The 16,635-nt window shown below is 33.0% G+C and carries 14 protein-coding genes; 12 read left to right on the forward strand and 2 right to left on the reverse strand.

Going from position 1 to position 16,635, the window contains the following annotated elements; genetic code table 11:
* Positions 1 to 125: 125 nt before the first annotated feature.
* From FMG_RS01705 to FMG_RS01740, 8 genes are all read left to right on the forward strand, one after another.
* Positions 126 to 1,436: an aspartate kinase gene (locus tag FMG_RS01705; RefSeq protein ID WP_012290325.1), complete on the forward strand. Its 1,311-nt coding sequence runs from the start codon at positions 126 to 128 to the stop codon at positions 1,434 to 1,436.
* A complete protein-coding gene (locus tag FMG_RS01710) occupies positions 1,437 to 2,411 on the forward strand; it encodes an aspartate-semialdehyde dehydrogenase (protein ID WP_012290326.1) in 975 nt (324 codons plus the stop codon).
* A gap of 1 nt (position 2,412) precedes the next feature.
* Positions 2,413 to 3,594, forward strand: a complete 1,182-nt coding sequence (locus FMG_RS01715) for a homoserine dehydrogenase (protein WP_012290327.1) — start codon at positions 2,413 to 2,415, stop codon at positions 3,592 to 3,594.
* The gene (gene thrB / locus FMG_RS01720; protein WP_012290328.1) at positions 3,591 to 5,885 is read left to right on the forward strand and encodes a homoserine kinase; all 2,295 of its coding nucleotides are present in this window, start codon (positions 3,591 to 3,593) and stop codon (positions 5,883 to 5,885) included. Before FMG_RS01715 ends, thrB begins: the two co-directional genes overlap by 4 nt.
* Before the next feature lie 136 nt (positions 5,886 to 6,021).
* Positions 6,022 to 8,553 carry a magnesium-translocating P-type ATPase gene (gene mgtA, locus FMG_RS01725; protein WP_012290329.1) on the forward strand — a complete coding sequence of 844 codons (2,532 nt, stop codon included), beginning with the start codon at positions 6,022 to 6,024 and terminating at the stop codon, positions 8,551 to 8,553.
* 234 nt (positions 8,554 to 8,787) lie between these two features.
* The gene (locus tag FMG_RS01730; protein ID WP_041250579.1) at positions 8,788 to 9,312 is read left to right on the forward strand and encodes a helix-turn-helix domain-containing protein; all 525 of its coding nucleotides are present in this window, start codon (positions 8,788 to 8,790) and stop codon (positions 9,310 to 9,312) included.
* Positions 9,313 to 9,458: 146 nt separating this feature from the next.
* A complete protein-coding gene (locus FMG_RS01735; protein ID WP_041250580.1) occupies positions 9,459 to 10,643 on the forward strand; it encodes an amidohydrolase in 1,185 nt (394 codons plus the stop codon).
* A 15-nt stretch (positions 10,644 to 10,658) separates the two neighbouring features.
* Positions 10,659 to 11,591 (forward strand): 2-keto-3-deoxygluconate permease, encoded by a 933-nt coding sequence (locus tag FMG_RS01740; protein WP_012290332.1) that lies wholly within the window; start codon positions 10,659 to 10,661, stop codon positions 11,589 to 11,591.
* A 417-nt stretch (positions 11,592 to 12,008) separates the two neighbouring features.
* Here the strand turns inward: FMG_RS01740 and FMG_RS01745 are convergent, their stop codons facing one another.
* Together FMG_RS01745 and FMG_RS01750 are read right to left on the reverse strand one after the other, a co-directional pair.
* The gene (locus FMG_RS01745) at positions 12,009 to 12,251 is read right to left on the reverse strand and encodes a hypothetical protein (RefSeq protein WP_012290333.1); all 243 of its coding nucleotides are present in this window, start codon (positions 12,249 to 12,251) and stop codon (positions 12,009 to 12,011) included.
* Positions 12,252 to 12,321: 70 nt separating this feature from the next.
* The gene (locus tag FMG_RS01750) at positions 12,322 to 13,572 is read right to left on the reverse strand and encodes a PD-(D/E)XK nuclease family protein (RefSeq protein WP_012290334.1); all 1,251 of its coding nucleotides are present in this window, start codon (positions 13,570 to 13,572) and stop codon (positions 12,322 to 12,324) included.
* Between the two features lie 483 nt (positions 13,573 to 14,055).
* Between FMG_RS01750 and FMG_RS01755 the strand changes: the two genes are divergently transcribed.
* The 4 genes from FMG_RS01755 (at position 14,056) to FMG_RS01770 (ending at position 16,547) form a co-directional block, all read left to right on the forward strand.
* Positions 14,056 to 14,304 (forward strand): N-6 DNA methylase, encoded by a 249-nt coding sequence (locus FMG_RS01755; RefSeq protein WP_227930532.1) that lies wholly within the window; start codon positions 14,056 to 14,058, stop codon positions 14,302 to 14,304.
* Between the two features lie 227 nt (positions 14,305 to 14,531).
* Positions 14,532 to 15,059: a thioredoxin family protein gene (locus tag FMG_RS01760; RefSeq protein ID WP_002841437.1), complete on the forward strand. Its 528-nt coding sequence runs from the start codon at positions 14,532 to 14,534 to the stop codon at positions 15,057 to 15,059.
* 43 nt (positions 15,060 to 15,102) lie between these two features.
* On the forward strand, positions 15,103 to 15,561 hold the full coding sequence (locus FMG_RS01765) for a Csac_0668 family 2Fe-2S cluster-binding (seleno)protein (RefSeq protein ID WP_035109274.1): 459 nt from the start codon (positions 15,103 to 15,105) through the stop codon (positions 15,559 to 15,561).
* A gap of 89 nt (positions 15,562 to 15,650) precedes the next feature.
* Complete coding sequence (locus tag FMG_RS01770; RefSeq protein ID WP_012290337.1) at positions 15,651 to 16,547, forward strand: type I restriction endonuclease subunit R, EcoR124 family; 897 nt, start codon at positions 15,651 to 15,653, stop codon at positions 16,545 to 16,547.
* The last annotated feature ends 88 nt before the right edge of the window (positions 16,548 to 16,635 follow it).

Below are 16,635 nucleotides of genomic sequence, written 5' to 3' on the forward strand. Positions count from 1 at the left end.
ATATAATTTTAAAAATTACTTATATAATTTTTGGGTTATTTACTTTGTTCTGATAAATTTACGAGAAAAAATTCTCACGTAGATATACAATTATTATTTAATAGATCTAACAAGAAGGGGAAATCATGAAAGTTGTAAAATTTGGTGGCAGTTCACTGGCTGATGCTAATCAATTGAAAAAAGTTAAGGATATTATCATGAATGATGATGCACGCAAGTTCATCGTTGTTTCTGCGCCTGGAAAAGGCGTGAATAATAAGCACAAGGTGACAGATTTATTGGCGATGTGTCACGAATTGAGTGCGCATGATTTGAATTTTAATGAGGTTTTCGAGATCATTGAGAATATTTACAAAAATATTGTCGATGATCTTGTTTTGAATATTGACATTGATAAAATTCTTTCTGATGTAAAAAAAGAAATTACAAATGGCGCAAGTTATGATTTTGTTGTGAGTCGTGGTGAGTTTATGAGTGCAAAAGTGCTTGCGGCGTATTTGGATTATGATTTCGTGGATGCGAAGGATTTGATTGTATTCGATGATGGCGAGTTGGATATTGTAAAATCACATGAAAATATCAAAAATATTTTGACGAAACACGACAGAGCTGTGGTGCCGGGATTTTACGGCGTTGACGAATATAATAATGTACACACTTTTTCTCGCGGGGGTTCTGATGTTACAGGATCAGTCATTGCGGCGAGCTTGGACTGTGAGATGTATGAAAATTTCACTGACGTGTCAGGATTTTTGGTTGCAGATCCAAGAATTGTTAAAAATCCTAAACCGATGGGGACAATTACGTATCATGAACTTCGTGAGCTTTCATATATGGGTGCAAAAGTTTTGCACGAAGAGGCGATATTTCCACTTAGAGACAAGAACATTCCTATAAATATCAAAAATACAAATGCTCCAGATGAAGCAGGAACGTTGATTTTGTCGAAGTGCGATGTGAAAAACAAAAATATTGTGACTGGAATTTCTGGAAAGAAAGATTTCACTGTTATAAATCTTGAAAAAGTGAATATGAATACGGAGAAGGATTTTTTCAGAAAATTGACGACGGTTTTTGAATCCAACGATATTTTGATTGAACACATGCCATCGAGTATTGATTCTGTTTCTGTTTTGGTTTCTGATTCATCCATCACACCGAAATTAAATAAGGTTCTTGAGGAATTGAAAATTTATTTGGATGTAGATAAGATTTCTTGGGAAAGAGATATCTCGCTAATCGCAGTGGTTGGTCGAGGTATGATTAATGAAAAAGGAGTATCGTCGAGTACTTTTACAGCTCTTGCAAAAGAAGGCGTAAATATCAAGATGATCAGCCAAGGTTCCAGCGAAATCAATATTATTATTGGCGTTGAAACAAAAGATTTTGAAAAGGCAATTCGTTCTATATATAAAGAATTTTACAAGGAGGACTAAATGAAGGTTAATGTAGCGGTTGTAGGTGCAACTGGACTTGTTGGAAGTATGATGTTAAAAGTTTTGAGTGAGAAAAATTTTCCAATCGATAAATTATACTTATTCAGTTCGAAAAAATCAGCTGGATCTGAAGTTGAATACTGTGGCAAAAAATACACTGTCGAAGAATTAAACGAAAATTCGTTTGAAGGTAAGGATATTAAAATTGCGCTATTTTCAGCAGGAGGATCTGTAAGTGAAAAATACGCACCAATCGCAGCAAAAGCAGGTGTCACAGTTATTGACAACAGCTCACATTTCAGAATGAATCCAGATGTTCCATTGGTAGTTCCAGAAATAAATCCGGAAGATATTAAAACGAATAAGGGAATAATTGCAAATCCTAACTGTTCTACAATTCAATCAGTTCTTCCATTAAAACCAATTCACGATAAGTACAAGATCAAAAGAGTGATTTATTCGACTTATCAATCAGTATCAGGATCTGGTGTGAAGGGGATTTCTGATTTGGAGGAAGGAACACAACTTGCATACAAATATCCAATCAGAAACAATTGTATTCCACAAATCGATGTTTTCATGGACAACGGATATACGAAGGAAGAAATGAAAATGATTGATGAAACTAAGAAAATTCTTCACGATGATATCCGCGTGACTGCTACGACCGTTCGAGTTCCTGTAAAAACTTCGCACAGCGTTTCAATTAACGTTGAAACTGAAAAACCATTCGAAATTGAAGATGTGAAGAAAATTATCGCAGATTATCCAGGAATGGATCTTCAAGATGATATCGAAAATGAAATCTATCCAATGGCTATCACATCAGCTGGTAAAAACGAGGTTTTTGTTGGAAGAATCAGACGCGATTTTACTGTGGATAACGGGCTTAATTTATGGTGTTGTGCTGATAATATCAGAAAAGGTGCTGCAACAAATGCCGTACAAATCGCACTAAAAGTTTTGGAGGGTTAATGTGAAAATCGCAATAATGGGGTTTGGAACTGTAGGATGCGGTGTAGAAGAAATTCTATACAAAAAAAGAAAATCCCTAATAAAAAATAACTTCGACATACAAATAGACAAAATTTTGATAAAAAATACAGATAAACAAAGATTTCCACACCAAAAAGACCTCGTATTTACTGATGATTTTGATGAGGTTTTAAATTCTGATGTGGACACAGTCATTGATGTTACATCGAGCCTTGAAGAAACTCACGAAAGAATTGTGGCGTTGATGAATGCTGGTAAAAATATAGTGACGGCAAACAAGGCTGTTGTTTCCAAATATTTTGAAGAGTTAAATGAGCTTGCTGTGAAAAACGATGTGTATTTTTCATACGAAGCTTCAGTTGCTGGTGCAATTCCTGTAATTCATCCTATCATGGAAGAAATATTTTTCAGCGACATGAATAAAATATATGGGATTTTGAATGGAACTTCCAATTATATTTTGTCCAAAATGGAAACTGAAGGATTATCTTACGATGAAGTTTTGAAAAAAGCACAAGATTTGGGATACGCTGAGGCTGATCCAACTGCGGATGTCGGTGGATTGGATGCTATGAGAAAAATCAGAATCGTCTCCTCGCTTATTTATAATTCTAAGATAAATGAAGAAGATATTTTTACATTTGGAATTTCAAATGTGACAAAAACTGATTTTGAATTTGCAAAAAACTTGGGATATTCCATCAGACTTCTCGCAAAATGCGCATTAGAAGCTAATAATATAAATATTTCGGTGATTCCTACATTTGTAGCTGATGATTTCTTTGCGAAAACATTCGAAGGAACAAATGCAATCAAAGTGTGGGGAGAAAACTTCAATTCATACGAATTTAAAGGACCAGGAGCGGGCAAACTTGAAACAGCCGATGCGATTATGAGAGATCTATTGAGAATTCTTGCAAAAAGAGAAATAAAAACTTTCTACGATGCGACAAATTCATTTGAAGTTGAAAATAATATTAAACACAAATTCTACATCAGAACAACTGAAGTTACAGATGGTTTGAAAAATATAATAGATAGGGAAAAAACATCAGGTGAAAATCATATGATAGTTACGAAAAAAGTTAGCTTGGATGAATTGACATCAGCAATCGAAAAATTTGACCAAGTATTCATATCGGAAATTGAGGAAGAAAAATGAGATATTTATCGACAAGAAATTCTAATTTAAAAGTTTCATCACGTGAAGCAATTCTCAAAGGAATATCAGAAGATGGCGGGCTTTACGTGCCAGAATCTTTTCCAAAATTTGATATACTAGATCACTTGGATCTTTCGTATACACAACTTTGTCACGCAATCCTATCTCTTTATCTGACAGATTTTGTTAGCGACGAATTACTAGAAATAATCGAAAAATCATACGCAAGCTTCGAGCAAGACATCTGCAAAGTAGCTTATCATAAAGATTATTATTTGGAGCTTTACCATGGAAGAACATCTGCATTCAAAGATTTCGCACTTTGTTTGCTTCCAAATCTTATGATTTATGCGAAAAAATCTTTGGGAATAAATGAAAAGACGTTGATATTGACGGCGACATCTGGAGATACAGGAAAAGCTGCTCTCGAAGGATTTTACAACACAGAAAATATCGACATCTTGGTTTTGTATCCGACAGAAGGAGTAAGCTGTATCCAAAAAGCACAAATGGATACGACATCATCGCTCAACTCAAAAGTAATATCGATTGATGGGAATTTTGATGATGCACAAACGGCGGCCAAGAAGATTTTTAACGACAAAGATATAAAAGAAGAATTGAAAAATCAAAATATTTGTTTGTCATCAGCAAACTCCATTAATATTGGAAGATTGTTGCCGCAAATCGTCTACTACTTCTACGCATACCAAGATTTGGTAAATAACAAAAAAATTTCTGCCGGAGACAAAATATCATTCTGTGTACCTACAGGAAATTTTGGAGATATCTTGGCTGGATACTACGCAAAAGAAATGGGGCTTCCAATTGAAAAACTCGTCATCGCATCCAATGACAACAACGTGTTGACAGATTTTTTCACGACTGGAACTTACGATGCAAACAGAGATTTGGTCAAGACAATCTCTCCTTCGATGGATATTTTGGTTTCATCAAATCTTGAAAGATTGATTTACCACAAATCATCAGATGAAATCGTAAAACAAAAGATGACAGAATTGAATGAGTCGAAAATTTTCACATTTGAAGGAGATTTCCATGAGTTTAAATGTGGATATGCAACTGAAAATGAAACGAGAAATACTATCAAGGAAGTTTTCGAAGACGAAGGGTATTTGATAGACACTCACACTGCGGTTGCAAAAAATATTACAGACAAACTTGGCCTCGATAAAACAGTTATATTGTCGACTGCAAGCCCGTACAAATTCTCTTCCACGGTTTTGAGTGCATTGGGAGAAAATATCTCGTCAGATGAATTTGAAAATATTGATCTTCTATACGAGAAAACTGGAGCGAAAATTCCTACTGAAATCAAAAAATTACATTCCAAGAAGATAATTCATAAAACAAAAATTACAAAAGATAAAATAGAAGATGAAGTATTAAAATTTGCAAAGCGAGGCAAGAGAATTTCCGTTCCCGCAACGTCTGCAAACATTGGCCCTGGGTTTGATGCACTTGGGGTTGCGCTGGATTTGGCAAACACATGTGAATTTAAGTTGACAGATGATGAAAATACATTTGAAAAAAATGTAGAATCTAATTTGATATATAAATCATACAAGTATACATTTGATTTTTACGGAGAAAAAATAGTTCCTGTGGAATTTGACCTCGATACTAATATTCCAATGTCACGAGGACTCGGATCGTCTGCAGCTTGTATCGTAATGGGAATAATGGCGGCATTTTCAGTCATGGGAAAAAATCCTGACGAAAAAGAAATATTGAAAATAGCAACTCAAATCGAAGGCCATCCCGACAACGTCGCACCAGCGATTTTCGCAGATGCAGTTGCGTCAATATTAAAAGACGATGAAGTTTTTGTGGAAAAATTTGAAATATCAGACAAATTTAAATTCCTAGCGATAATTTCAGATTTTGAGCTTTCAACACAAAAAGCAAGAGAAGTACTGCCGGAAAATTATACAAAAAACGATGCGGTGTTCAATATTTCGAGAGTTTCGATGCTAGTATTGTCATTAATTTCTGGAAATGAGGATAATCTGAAAATCGCACTTGAAGATAAAATTCACGAGCCTTACAGATTACAACTAATTCCTGAAATAGAGAAAATCGACGAAATTATCGAAAACTCTGATGCAATCGGACATTATTTGAGTGGAGCAGGCTCAACGATTATGATAATTTTAAAATCAGATGACACTACATCAGAATCAGAAATTAGAAATAAACTGAACAAATTATCCAATTCTTATGAAGTTATGCAGCTTGATATCGACAAAAAAGGCGCGTTTATAATTTAAAAATTTTAAGAATACAAAATGAAATATTTTTAATACCAGAGATTTATTTCTCTGGTATTTTTATTTGAAAATAATCAATATAATATATTGAAATTAAACACGATTGAGAATATACTTGTGATGTGAGGAGGGAGATATGGAAAAATTTTGGTCATACGATGTAGATGAAGTACTTAAAACTATAGAAACTTCGAAAAATGGTCTGTCAACTGAACAGGCAAATGAAAGAATAGAAAAATTGGGGCAAAATTTATTCGAAGAGAAAAAATCATCCTCGAAATTAATGGTTTTTATCAATCAATTCAAAAATCCAATAACAATGATATTGATTTTTGCGGCGATTTTGTCGATATTTTTGAAAGATTACTCTGATGGGATTATCATTCTAATAATTATCATGATATCTGCAATATTGAGCTACAATCACGAAAGTAAAGCGAATGATGCAGTAAAAAAACTTTTGTCAACAGTAAGTGTCACATCAGCAGTGCTAAGAGATGGAAAATTTCAAGAATTGGATAATTCTAAGCTAACGATTGGAGATATCATATCTGTCAAGACAGGAGACATGATTCCTGCAGATTGTTTGCTTATTGAAGAAAATTCGCTCTCCATGGATGAATCCAGCTTAACAGGAGAGACTTTCCCTGTTGAAAAAAATGAGGAGAAATTAGAAGAAAAAACAGCACTTTCACAAAGGAAAAATTCGTTGTGGATGGGAACACATGTAATTAGTGGATCGGGAAAAGCTGTAATTGTGAATTTGGCAAAAGATTCAGAATTTGGAAAAATTACGGAGTCTTTGGATGAAACAGAAACCGACACAGATTTTGAAAGAGGTATCAAAGATTTTGGTAATTTGATTCTTCAAGTTACAACAATTTTAATCGGCTTGATATTTTTGTTCAACATTATTCTCAACAAGCCTTTCTTGGAATCATTTATGTTTGCATTGGCATTGTCTGTAGGATTGACACCACAAATGCTACCAGCTATTATCAGCGTAAACTTATCACAAGGTGCAAAAAGAATGTCAGCGCAAGGAGTTATTGTAAAAAAATTAAACTCCATAGAAAACTTCGGCTCGATGACAGTAATGTGCTCAGATAAAACAGGAACCATAACAAAAGGCCAAGTCAAACTTGAATCTGCGATGGATAATACTGGAAAGAAATCTGAAACATTAGTCAAACTAGCAGCCATCAATTCATATTTTCAAGAAGGATACACGAATCCGATTGATCAAGCGATTTTAGATGAAAATAAGAATGATTTTACAAAATACGAGAAACTTTTCGAAATTCCATATTCTTTTGAAAACAAATTATTGAGCGTAATTGTAAACACAAATAATGATTTGTCAGATGAAAACATCATGATTACAAAAGGAGCATTGACCAGTGTAATCAATGTTTGTTCAACATATCAAGATGATAGTGGAAATTCGGGAAATATCGAAGAAATCAAATCTGAAATAATGGATTTGTTCGAGAAGTATTCGAGCCAAGGATACAGAATTTTGGGATTAGCGTATAATCACATCGATCAGACAACAGATGCAAGCAAGCAGAAAGCTGAAGATATGATATTTAGAGGACTTCTATTATTCATCGATCCATTAAAAGACGATATAAAAGATGTGATTGAGCAAATGAACTCATTGGGAGTTTCATTAAAAATGATAACGGGAGATAATCATTTGATAGCCAAAAATATTGGAAGCAAAGTGGGATTAAATCCCGATAAAATTCTACTCGGCGAAGATTTGAACTCGTATTCATTGAGTCAATTGAACAAAAAAATCATGGACATAGATATTTTTGCAGAAATCAGTCCGAACCAAAAAGAAAAAATAATTTTAGCATATAAACAAGCTGGAGAAATCGTAGGATATATGGGAGACGGGATAAATGATGCACCCGCGATAAAACAAGCAGACGTCGGAATATCTGTCGATACAGCAGCAGACACAGCAAAAGATGCGGCATCAATTGTTTTATTGGAAAACAGCTTGAAAGTTTTGGTATCGGGAATAAAAGAAGGTAGAAGAACATTCATCAACACCTTGAAATACATATTTGTAGCCACAAGCGCAAATTTTGGAAATATGTTTTCAATGGCTGGAGCGAGCTTGTTCTTGAAATTCTTACCATTATTACCAAAACAAATTCTACTAACAAATCTATTTACAGATTTTCCATCGCTACAAATCGCATCAGACTCTGTAGATGAAGATTGGTTGCAAAGCCCTGTAACATGGGATATGAAATTTATAAAAAGATTCATGATAATATTTGGAATAACATCGTCAGTGTTTGACTATATAACATTTGTTGTATTGTTATTATTGTTCAAAGCCAATGAACAATTCTTCCAAACAGGATGGATGTTGGAATCAGTAATCTCAGCCATGGTAGTAATGCTAATAGTCAGAACAAAAAGGCCGGTAATTAAAAGCAAGCCTAGCAAAAAACTTATGGTCGCAATAATTTTGGTTGCGGTTTTCTTGATTGCGATAATTTACAGTCCAATAAACACATACCTTGGATTGATAGCATTGCCAGTTCAAGCATTATTATCAATGTTAGCAATATCTTTGATTTACGCATTGACAGCAGAAATATTAAAAAAACAATTCTACAAACACAATTCTTTCTCAAGAAAATAAAAGTTAATGAGATAAGAGTTTTTTGGTAATAAATTGTTACAAAAAAATTTAACGGCAAAGGATAAGTTTGGTGCTTATCCTTTTGTTGTAAAAATTTAAATCAAAATTGTAGTACAATGTAAATGATAGGTATTATAATTGTGAAAATTGTAGGGTTTTGCGATGTTAATTTTAGTTTCTTGTGGCAACGGAAGGAATTATTGTATCATTGTGGCATAGAAAGAAGGGATGAAAATGTTGAATGAAAATATTAAATCACTAAGAAAACAAAATGGATTGTCACAAGAACAATTAGCAAATGAAATGCACGTTGTCAGACAGACAGTTTCAAAATGGGAGAGAGGATTGTCCGTTCCTGATTCGGATTCTTTGATAAAGTTATCGGAAATATTACAAACATCTGTAAGCGTACTATTAGGTGAAAATGTAGAAGAAACAGAACAATCAGAATTAGATAAAATATCGGAGAAACTCGAAGAAATTAATATGCAATTTTTCGAAAACAAACAAAAGAAAATCAAGGTTTACAGAAATATATTTATCGTAATTGATGCATTAATTGTGGTAGTATTCTTAGCCTTGCTTTTTATGAAAAGCAGCTATTTGCAATGGGACACGACAGATTCCAACACAGCAGTAATGAAATTTATATTGCAAAGTTTCGAATGGGGATTTGTCAGAATCGCACCACTACTTCTTGTGATTTGCACAATTTGTGCTTATGTTTTTAATAAGAAATTAAAATCGATGGTAGTGTGATATAATAAAATATTTTGTGAACAAACAGAGACCAAGTAGAGATGCTTGGTTTTTTTACTTATTTTGTTTTTAAAATTTATATTCTAAAAATGGATAACTTTTCTTCCAAAAAGGGTATATATACTACTATGAAAGGGGAATTATTAATGAATTATGAAAAATTATTTTCTTTGATTGATTCAAAGAAGGACGATATGTTTAATGACAGAAGATGGCTTCACGAACATCCAGAGCTATCTTATGAAGAAAAGGAAACTAGCGAGTATATTTACAAGCACTACGAAAACAATAAAAATGTTAAGGTTGAAAAAAATATTGGAGGATATGGAGTAAAGGTTACGATTGATTCTGGTAAACCAGGAAAGACTGTAGCTTTGAGAGCAGACTTTGATGCGCTTCCAATTACAGAAGATACTGGTCTTGACTACGCTTCTAAAAACAAGGGCGTAATGCATGCTTGTGGTCACGATGCACACACTGCATACATGATGACATTGGCAGATTGTTTAGTTGAAATGAAAGACGATTTTTCTGGTAAAATTGTAATCATTCACCAACCAGCAGAAGAAATGCCACCAGGAGGATCAAGTTTTATGATTAAAGATGGCGTTTTGGATGGAGTTGATAATATATTTGGCTGTCACGTTATGAGTCAATTGGATTTTGGAAAAGTTTATTACCACAAGGGTCCTACACAACAAGCTCGTGCAAAATTCGTTGCCACTGTAAAAGGTACTGGTGGACACGGCGCTGCTCCTCACGAAGCAAATGATGCTATTGTTATTGCAAGTAATTTGGTTATGAGTCTTCAAACAATTGTTTCTAGAAGATTAAACCCAATGACACCAGGCGTTGTAACTATTGGTTCATTTGATGGTAAAGGTCAATTTAATATCATCAAAGACTCTGTAACTCTTGAAGGAGATGTTAGATGCATGTCCGATGATGCAAGAGTGCTTATAGAAAAAGAAGTTAGAAATATTTGTGAAGGATTGGCAAAGGCATATAGTTGTGAAATCGAATTGGATTACAAGAATGATTATCCAGTTTTGATGAATGACGATGAAATGACACAACTTGTAGTTGATGCTGTAAAAGAAGCCAAAATTCCTGAAGTTGTTGGAGTTGAAGATTGCGGCCCACAAGCACAATCAGAAGACTTTTCATATTATTCACAAAAAATTCCAGCAAGTTTCTTCTACATTGGTGCGAAACCAGATGGCAAAGCATATCCACATCACCATCCAAAATTCACAATCAATGAAGATTCAATGATTATCGCAGCAAAAGCTATGGGAGCTGTTGCATTGAAATATTTAAACGAAAAATAAACGGGGGATTTTAAAATGAAAATAATTAAAAAAATTCCTGGTGGAACATTATTAGTGCCGATGATGATATCGGCATTGATTAATACATTTTTTCCAAATCTTTTCAAAATCGGTGGAGTAACAGAATCGTTCTTCGGCCCATCGAGTTTGGGATTTATATTGGGAGCTACGATATTTATATCAGGTTGTACAGTAAAATTAAGCACAATTAAAAGCGTAGTTAAAATTTACGGGCTGTTAATAATCGTAAGAACAGCAGTAGCCGCATTATTTACAATATTGTTTTTCAAATTTTTCGGAATGAAAGGAATCTTGGGAATAAGTTTGATAGGATTTATTTGTACAATCACATCATTAAATCCTTCGCTTTTCTTGGCAATAATGGAAGATTGTGGAGATGAAGTTGACATGTCAGCATTCGGATTCATATCGCTATTTGCAACTCCTGCCATAGCGATGCTTATTTTCGGAATTTCCCAACCAACAAATGTAGATTACATGTCAATAGTTTCGTTGATAATTCCATTAGTATTGGGAGTTGCAATAGGAAATCTTGACAAAGATTTGGGCAAATTCATATCAACAGGAATGCCATTTATGATATTCGCACTTGGTTGGTCAGTTGGTAACAGCATCAATCTATTCGAAGCTGTCAAAGCAGGATTCTCGGGAGTAATAATGGCAGTAATTTATTACATCTTGATATTCTTACCAATGCTATTTGTAGAAAGAAAAGTTTTGAAGAGAGACGGAGTATCCGCTGGTGGATTGTCAACAATTGCAGGATTGTCAGCAAGTATTCCAATGATAATGGCAGCAAATGATCCTTCATTAACAGTTTATGCACCAAGAGCAGCAGCCATTGTAACATTCGGCGTAATAATTTCATCATTCGTTTCGCCATTCTTATGCAATAAATTGTACACTGGTGAAAAAAAGAAAAAATAAATAAAATTTAAGCCAATACATTTTGAAAATGTATTGGTTTTTTCTTGAGAAAAATTAGCGATAAAATATAAAATAGTCAAATTAGTATGTGATATAATTAAGTTGAAATATTACGTAAAAATTTAAAATAAGAATTTCATAAAATAGATTAATGGGAGAGATGAAAATGTCAGTAGTATCAAATGAGAATAACGAATCAGCACAAAGAGCGGAACTTCACAGAAAAATTTGGGCGTCTCCTTTGAATGCTACAAACTAATGACAGCGACAGAAGAAAAATGGTTGCGCGAAAAATTCGGCAAAGAATACATCGAATACTGTAGAAAAAGTAAATAGAATCCTTCCGTGGATAAGGAAAAAAATAAAAAGCAAATAAAAAAGCGGTGGCTGAACCACCGCTTTTTGCTTGGAAAATTATTAAATGTAGATTGAGAAGTCGCCAAAATTATCGACAACTTGGATTTTTACATCAGGGAAATGTTCAACGAATTTCACCTTAATCGTATCCTTTATAAAAGACCTGCTCTTTAAAACTTGCACCTTGAAGTCAGGGAAATTTTTAACGATTTGGACGGAAATATCCTCGCCAAACTTTACCTCTTTGAAGACAACATTCTTGCCCTTGAGAGTTTGAAAATAGGATTTGTTTAATTTGCTCATAATAGCTCCTTTCAGAATAAAAATTTATTTTATTATCAGCTTGTTTATACAAATTAAAAATAAGACAAGATTAATCTAAAATTATATGAATAAAAGTTTCAACTTCTTTTGTAATTTTTTTAATTAGATCGTTAAGTTCATCGTTATTCATTAGGATATAGACAATGTCAGGGTCCATGTTCATAAAGTTAAAATATTTTTCGTTGACCTTAAGATATTTCCAAGTAAACCACCCAGTTGATGATTTATAATCATAGGACTCAAGTTTCTTTTTAAGTTCAATAGCTGATTTTAATTTATCCTTATTTACTCCTGGTGCTTGAAAAGTGAGACCATAAAACAAGGAATCGTATTTATTATACTCAATCTTAAAGCACAAATCGCCCAGGTCATCCTTATTGTATAAGTAATACATAACTCCATAACATGAGGAATTTCTCATGTTGTTGTAGTAATTTTTTATAATTGTTTTTGAGTACCAAGGATTAAGAGAACCCAAATCTTCGTCTCGGTCGGTTTTTCTATAATTTAGGTCGGGGAAATTTTTAAACATTTCATCTAGTGATTCTTCAAGTTTGGTCCAAAACCTCATTTGTAGGTCTGTCTTGGCATCGATGATAGCAGGCTGTATGCTGTTTGCCATATTAAAATTTTCAGGAGATTCCAATAAAAAGTTCATAACATCCATAGTATAATCTACATCCTTTCCAGTTATTTTTTCTAACAAGTCTGCATACTGAATAAGCACTTCCTTAAGGGCTGGCTCTCGGGCAGAAATTTTAATACAATTTTCAATCCAGGTTAAAATTTCATCGTCATAGGAAATCAAATTTATCTGGTCTAAGTTGCTTGCACTATCTTCAGATGGAGCATTGCCAAGAAGAGTCAAGTAAAAAACTTTTTTGATATCGGCCTGGCGATTGTTAGCGAATTCTATATACCTGTCCATTTGCTCATATTGGTCACGAGCAAAAATTTTGTTTTCAATAATGATTACATAATTTTTATCCTTGATCTTGCAAGAAATAAATAAGTCCAATCGTCCATTTGAAAAAGATTTTTCTCTCTCAACATCTATAATTTTAAGATCACTGGGATTTATATTATCAGATGATATTATGCCTGTGATCTTTAAAAAGCTCAGCATAAATTCTTTTTTAAACTTGCAATCGTTTAAAATCGAATAAATAAGTTTGGAGTGGAGGTTAACCTCATCATAGGGATTTAAAAGTTGGAAAAAAATATTAAAATCCGACTTCATCTCATCCAAAAGCTTGTATTTGTTGTAGATTAATTTTAGCTCGTAAAAAAATTTTTTCATAAAAACCTCTTAAAAAATATTTAGAACTGGATTTCAGTTGTGTTATAATCAAATAAATCATGTTAGTATAATTATAGTCTTTAATTTAGGAAAAGACAAAGGATTCTTTTAATAAACCTTTTTGCATAATGTATTAAAATGGTTTGTAATAGCATATTTAGTAAAGTTATGTGGTTGAATTAAGGGAAGTCTTATACATAAGAAAAAAATAAAGACGGAGGTATACAATGATCAAGACACAAGAGCTCTACCAAAAACTTTGGCGCCCTAGTCAAGGAAATAAAAATAAAAGATTTCACTAGAAAATTTGCAACAAGGCTTTCGTGACCTGGAACAATCAGACCCAGCCTACGAAAACTTATTCGAAGACATATACCTTTATTCAAAAAAAATTAGGCCAGCCCCCCAAAGGCAAAATGAAATAATTTCCAAAATAATGCTGACCCTGGCACACTTAACTTTGCAAAAACAAATGGAGACGTCATAGGAGATGCATACGAATACTTGATATCCAATTATGCAAGTAATGCAGGAAAATCAGGGGGAGAATTCTTCACTCCACAAACAGTGTCCAAATTATTGGCAAAGCTTGTAATGGACGGCAAAACAAGCATTAAAAAGGTATATGATCTGACATGTGAGGAACGTGTCATAATAGTGATGGGTGCAGTTTGTGCTAATAAATCAACGGTTTCAGGAACTTTAACTAAATATATTTCGTACATTGCTTAGAGTAATTAGGGTCTAATTGCTGTGAGCAGTGCATGAGAGGTAAGGACATTATCTCTTGAATAGTTGATAATTATCTAATACAATCATATTTAAGGTGATAGTTAGTTACGCATCAGTATAATTATGTTCTAGTTGAATATCTTAGTAGAGCAAAGGGTAAAATTTAATTAGATAAATAGTAAGTAAATTATATGGAGTAACTTACTTTTTTAGGAGGAAGTGACAATTTGAAATACAAGCAAATATTTAACTCTGGAGTTACTTTTCAACAATTTTACGATACTGCTCAGGATAGATATAAGAATTATGCTAATAATGCGATAAGAAATTATTTAAATTTAGAGAGATATTTAGAAAAGGTTAGTAGTATAACAAGCAAATTTAATATACTTGCGATTGGAGAAAACTGGTGTATTGATTCTATAATTAATATTCCTGTAGTTCATTGGTTAGAAAAAAATAATGAAAATATAAAACTTAAAGTAATAGATACAGATAGTTACAGTAAGTTTATGCCTAATGAAAAAGTTATTACACCAACATTTATTATTATGAATCAAGAATATCAGGAGATAGGGAAATGGGTTCAATATCCTAAAAGAATAATAGATGTGGTTGAATCTAAGGACCAAGTTCGAGTTATAGTAGAGAAAAGGAGATACCGACAGGGAGAATATATTGTAGATACATTGAAAGAGGTATTAGATATCTTGATTAACTATAGAAATAATATTTATTTAGGAAGGAGGAAATAAAGTGAGTCAAGAAAATAAGATAAATCAATCTTGCTGAGATTCAATACAAAAAACCACTGGTACAGTGAAAGAAAAAGAAAATTGCCCCAAATGTTACGAAATAGGAGAAAAGGTTAAGAATATAACTGTAAAGCATATGGTATCAGAAAACCTTAGGGGAAAGGTTGTAGATGAAGAAACTTACTATTTATGTATGAATGAAGATTGTGATGTCGTGTATTATAACTTAAACAATGAAAGAGTTTTTTATAAGGAAGAAGTAAAAGTTCCTATATGGTTTAAAAAGAATGCAAATCCCAAATATATATGCTATTGCAACCAAGTTACAGAGCAACAAATTATAAATGCTGTTTTAGATGATGGTGCAAAGAATATTAAAGATATTATTAGACTTACAGGGGCAATGAAAAATGGAAAGTGCGAAATTAAGAATCCTTTGGGTAAATGCTGTGGTCCTCTTATTCAAGAAACCATCAATAAAGCATTAAATAGCAAAGAATAGTTTGTGACACATAATTTATAAAGTACGTCACAACAGTAATAAAATTAAAAATAATAAAAAACTATAGAATTAAAACTTTTGGAAATATTGTGTGTTTCAGAGATTTGGAAAAGGCTACTGAAGATGCTATTAAAACATTTGGCGATGAAAATAGCGTGAATATTATTCTTGAAAAAAGCTACGAAGAATATATGGAAGGTTTTACAGATGAGGAAACTGGCAAAGTAACCAGAGGATACAAGGATATTTGTAATGAAATTGTTGCAAAATTCCCAGACACAACTGAGATTTTCTTGGAGGCTGATAAGAAGGAATTCGTACAACTTTTTGGTGAATTGTTGAAATCGGAAAATATTCTGAAAAATTTCGATGAGTTTGAAAGTTTCGACAAAATTATTTCCGACAGATTAATGCAAGACATGAAGAGTGTGTATGTTGATATTAGAGAAAATATCGTGAATTCAAGATGTTCAGGAGATTCTGAAGAACAACAGGTTGATTTCTCGGATGTAGAATTTCAAATTGATTTGTTGAAGACTGATGAGATAAACTTGGATTATATTTTGGCTTTGATTTTGGAAAAATCCAAAGAACATGAGGATGTTGAAAACTTAAAAGCAGAAGTTCGTAGAGTTATAAGATCCAGTTTGGGAACGAGAGCTAAGGAAGATTTGGTGATGGATTTTATTAACAAGACAAGATTATCAGAATTGAAAGATAATGATGATATATTGGAAACTTTCTATTCATTCGCAAGAAAAGAAAAAGAAAAGAAGGTTGAATCTCTTATCGAAGATGAAAAATTGAAAGAAGGAGCATATCATTTTATCAACAAATCAATAGCGAAAGGTTTCGTGGATTACGCTGGTACTGGATTGGATAAAATTTTGCCACCAACATCTCGTAGGCACGGTGCAAGAGAAAAGAAAAAACAAAATATTCTCGAAAAAATAGAAAAAATCGTAGAAGTTTTTGTAGGAATATAATTTAATTGGGGAAGCTTTTTTAAGCTTTCCTTTTTCTTTTGAAAATATTAGAAATGTTGTAGGATTTTGTTGTTGAAGTGAAAGGTCA

This window comes from Finegoldia magna ATCC 29328 (assembly GCF_000010185.1).
GTDB classification, from domain to species: Bacteria; Bacillota; Clostridia; order Tissierellales; family Peptoniphilaceae; genus Finegoldia; species Finegoldia magna_H.